Below are 4,622 nucleotides of genomic sequence, written 5' to 3' on the forward strand. Positions count from 1 at the left end.
CGGAAGCTTGCGTGCCTGCGGCAGAAGACGTGGCGGACGCAGGAGAGGCGACAGCCCCGGTCGCGGGCGCGTCGGCTGCCGTTCCGTCCGGGATTTTCCCTGAAATATGTGTGGTGTCAGGCTGTTCCATGATATTCCCGTTGCTGTAACACAAGGGCTGGAAGCCCTTGCAAAGGGGCAGGAGCGTGTGCCGGAAAGGCAGAGAGCCTTGCCGGGCGCTGCGGCCGGCAACCGTATTGAACGGTTTACCGTTTATTAAGGTACGTTAACGCATTTGAATTGCCAAGCTGTTAGACAATCCTATGCAAATGCGGAACGTTGTGAACGAAGGGAAATAAAAAGAAATCAAACGTTTGTACCCCGACGCGCATGCGCGTCGGGGTACAAACGCCTCTTACTCAAACCAGCCGGGAGCGAATTCTTCGCGGGGGTCAGCGGGATCCTTGGGCGGTTCCTGCCCAAGGGGACCGGTATTAATGGACATTTGCGGCAGCAGATTGCCCGAAAGGGCGCTCAGGCGATACGCACCCACCAGAATGTTGCCGCGAGCGGTTTCAGCCTGGGTGGAGGAGTTGAAAAGCTCGTTCTCCGTATCAAGCACATCAAGAATGCTGCGCCTGCCGATCTGGAACTGCTCGATATACGCCGAACGGGTATACCGGCTGTACTCAACGGCCTTGCTGTAGTGCGAGTACTGTTCCTGAGCGGCCTGATAGTTGGTCCACGTGTTTTCAATATCCAGCTTGAGCTCATCGATAAAATCGTACATCACCTGGCGGCTCTGGCGGATGCGCGCCGAAGCGGCGCGCCGTTCGGCCAGGTCTGCCCCGCTGTTGAAAATATTCCAGCGCACAACGCCAAGCACGTCGAAGCTGTATATCCAGCGGTCGCTGGCCCCGCCCCTGTCTGTGTAGTTGGGGCCGGCCTCAAGGTTCAGCGTGGGATAAAAGGCGGAGTCAGCCAGTTCACGCTCACCGCGCGCGGCGCGGATGTCCTGCATGTAGGCAGCCACCTTGGGGTTGCTCTGCTCGGCCTGGGACATCACGGCATCCGGGCCTTTGTAAAGCTCGGGGGGCATGGTCACAGGGGCCATTTTTGCCGTGGCGGGCAACCCGGTAAGACGCACATACCTGTCTTCTGCCACCAGAAGGGCGGCCTTGGCCTCTGAAAGGCTCGACAGGGCGCGCTGCAAGCGCGAACGGGCCTGCGTCACGTCGGCAGCGGTATCCGCGCCAAGGCTGGCCCTGTCCTGCGCCTGATTCACCAGCGCCTTGTGCTGGCTTACGTTCATTTCGGCCAGTTCAAGAATCTTTCTGCGGCGCAGGACGTCGATATGCGAAATAATTCCTTCAAGAGAAAGCGAGGTGGCCGTGTCAAAAACACGGAACTTCACAGACTCAAGGGTGGACTTGGCAGTGCGCACGCGCGAGCGTGTGGCAAAGCCGTCCCAGATGGGCTGCACAAGCTGGGCGCTAACACCCGCCAGACCCCACATCTGATAATCCAGGTCTTTACTACGCGTGCTCGAGTCATTCAAAACACTGCCGCCGGCACGCCCGGTGACGTCCACGCGGGGGCCGAATCCGGCTTTGGCGCGGTCAACTTCGTGCGTAAGCACGTTACGGTTTTCCTGAATGCCCCTCAAGGCCCTGTTGGTACGAAGCACACCATAAATGGAATCTTCCACAGTTATGGCCTGCCCGGCGGGCGGCGGAGGCGGATATGCGCTTTCGGCAGCCATAGCGGACGCCGGGGCCAGCAGCATCAGCCCCAAAAAGGTAAAAATATACTGTCTCACAGTTCACTCCCTAGAATGAAAAGCCGCGCCTTGTGGCGGCCTTCCGCTCTGTCGCATGCCGGTCAGAATGACCCACATTGCGGATACGGCAACCGGGTGTGCCACCGTCCACAACGGCATGCTTTAGGCTTTAGATGAAATATCCAGGTTAACGGCCCGCGCAAGCTCTTGGGCGCGAAGCCCCGCGACTTGCGTATCGCTCCGCACAACGCCGATACAACAGACGGATACGGCAGACGGATACGGCAGGCCAACCAAGCAGACCAACCATCTACAAGCGTATGTCGGCTGGGGCTGCGACTCTTAACAATTAGCAATAACTGAAAAATAAAAGCAAGAGATTTTCACCTCATTAAAAAAGCAAATGACTAATAACATATTAAATAGTAAAAGAAAATATATTTAATTATATTATTATACTTTATTATCTGGAATAGCCTTGCAGATCATCGCGGCCAGAAGAAATGGGAGGCAACCGAATGAAGATAACCAGAAACAGGCAATTAATCAAATATATTATCACATTACACTATTGCGAACATGTGCTCGCGAAGCCTACAGACGCCATTCAGCATTTCACAGCGTAGATAAACCGCACCTGCGCTCCCATGACGCTTACGCAACCGTCGAGCGGTGTTAACGTAAAATTTCTCCATGAGCGATCGGGGGCCATACGCCTGGGTGGCGGATAGCGCTTGATGCCGGTTGACCTGCACAGCAATCGCCACCAGTGTAGCAAAAAGGCTGCACAGGATGCTTTTCTGTTTCATATCGCCACCACAGCAAAGCACATCTGGTGATTGAACCAGGGCCGGCCCCTTCCCGCAGTCCGGGCGAAACCGCCCGGCAGGGCTGGCGTCACAGGACGCGGCCCTGCACAGGCGGCAAACCGTCCTGCAAAAAACCGGAGATCGCACGCTGCCGCGCAAGAGAATAGCTTTCGGCAGCCGTACGGCTTCATAGCAAAACAGACCAGAGCAGTTAACTCATTTCATTCGCAAACGGCTCCAGAGCAATTTCACTTTGAAATTGCTCTGGCGGCTGCGTGAGCAGTCGCCCGCCGCAAAGATGCAAGCGCAGCTTCAGCCGTTACGACAAAAGAAGTTACGGATGCTTCAGGAGTTGTAACGCAGGAAACTACGCTTGCGAACAGCATGTGTAACGAGCGGTTTGTTTCCACACAACCACTGTCGCCATTCGTAAGGCTCGCAGGCTCGCCAACGACTGCCGCGAAGACAGCAGAGCTATTTACTTGCGCGGTTAAGCATCGAAGCGAGCGTGTCTTAAACTTTGAGAATATACATTCTCAAAGTTAATTTGCTCTAGAAGCTGTAGTTCAGTTCTTCAAAAAATGCCTTGGGGTGCGCACAGGCGGGGCACATTTCAGGAGCGTGATCCCCGTCCACGAGACAGCCGCAGTTGATGCAGCGCCACACCGTGGGTTTGGAACGCATGAACATGCGGCCTTCCTTGATATCGCCCGCCAGCTTCAGGAAGCGCTTTTCGTGGTAGGCTTCGGCCACGGCGATATGGCGCATGACACAAGCCACCTCGGAAAAGCCTTCTTTCTCGGCCGTGGCAGCCATAGAAGGATACATTTCAGTGTGCTCGTAGTTTTCGCCGTGGGCGGCAGCACGCAGGTTGGCTTCGCTGCCCGCGATGATCCCCGAAGGATACGCGGCCTGAATTTCTACTTCGCCGCCTTCAAGAAACTTGAAAAGGCGCTTGGCGTGTTCTTTTTCCTGCGCGGCGGTTTCAAGAAAGATTTCCTGCACCAGCACATAGCCGTCTTTTTTGGCGACAGAAGAGAAAAAGTCATAGCGATTACGGGCCTGCGACTCACCGGCAAAGGCAGTCAGAATATTTTTCTCGGTCTGGGTTCCCTTTAACGATTTCATGGCAAAACCTCTCTTTCGCATGCAATGCATGCCGTATATTAAGGTGTTTGGGCGTAAACGAAATAAAAAGGGATAGCAGCAGCCATCCCCCAGGACACTTCATATAATTGATATTTGTTACTGTCAATAGCCTACGAAGCCTGTTCGGCCTCGGCAAGCTGCGCCTCAAGAGCCGCAAGCTGCGCCTGAAGAGCATTGATTTTGCTTTGCAAAGCCGTATCCGGTCCGCGACCGCCGGCCTGGCCGGCAAGGCTGGTCAACTGGCTTTTGAGGGCTTCTATCTGTTTTTTTATACCCTCAACAGAGCTGGAACCGCCAAGCCCGCCTGACGCGCCCCCTGCCCCTGAAGCCTTGTCGTCACCACCGCTGCCGGAAAGTCCTGCCACGGAACTGCCGGAAGCGGCCTGCCCGTCCCCTGCCTCCGACGCCTTGCCCGAAGCCGAATAGCGTCCCAGTTTTTCGCGCAAAAGCTCTTTGGCCTCTTCAGAAATATTTACGGTATCGCCGGAATCGCCCTTGCCGGAAGCGGCGGCATTTCGGGCGCTGCCGCCCAGATCCCATATCCCTTCCACGCCGGAAAGCCCGCCAACGCCATATGTGCCGGACACGCTCATATCTGCTCCTTCGATGCTTCGCACCGGTTGGAAAACAATTCCTACCGCCCGTGCCAGAAAAAAAGAGCAAAAGCCGTGCCAGCGCATCCCGGGAAAAACCTGCCGGCGGCCAGGCAAAGATGCGTCAACGGCCCTTTACAAGGGCTTGTCCCCTGTGGCAGCCTCGGCCCATGCCTGAAAAAAAGACCGCATCACAGCGCCGCAAAAGTCAGGGGGCATTCCCTCCCCTGCCGGAGCATATCCAACTGCCCCTGGCCGGAGGAGCACGGCTGTCCGCCAGGGTGCGACCTTCCGCGCGCGCCCGTCGCACAC

At 56.2% G+C, this 4,622-nt stretch carries 3 protein-coding genes; all 3 read right to left on the minus strand.

The window, feature by feature from the left end; all coding sequences use genetic code 11:
- Nucleotides 1-394: 394 nt before the first annotated feature.
- Complete coding sequence (locus tag V6C16_RS08235) at nucleotides 395-1,765, minus strand: TolC family outer membrane protein (protein WP_333542995.1); 1,371 nt, start codon at nucleotides 1,763-1,765, stop codon at nucleotides 395-397.
- Nucleotides 1,766-3,120: 1,355 nt separating this feature from the next.
- On the minus strand, nucleotides 3,121-3,696 hold the full coding sequence (gene rbr / locus V6C16_RS08240; RefSeq protein ID WP_333534880.1) for a rubrerythrin: 576 nt from the start codon (nucleotides 3,694-3,696) through the stop codon (nucleotides 3,121-3,123).
- A 131-nt stretch (nucleotides 3,697-3,827) separates the two neighbouring features.
- On the minus strand, nucleotides 3,828-4,310 hold the full coding sequence (locus V6C16_RS08245) for a FlxA-like family protein (RefSeq protein WP_333534882.1): 483 nt from the start codon (nucleotides 4,308-4,310) through the stop codon (nucleotides 3,828-3,830).
- Between the last annotated feature and the right edge of the window lie 312 nt (nucleotides 4,311-4,622).

The organism is Desulfovibrio sp. 1188_IL3213 (assembly GCF_036763145.1).
In the GTDB taxonomy this organism is placed as follows: Bacteria; Desulfobacterota; Desulfovibrionia; order Desulfovibrionales; family Desulfovibrionaceae; genus Desulfovibrio.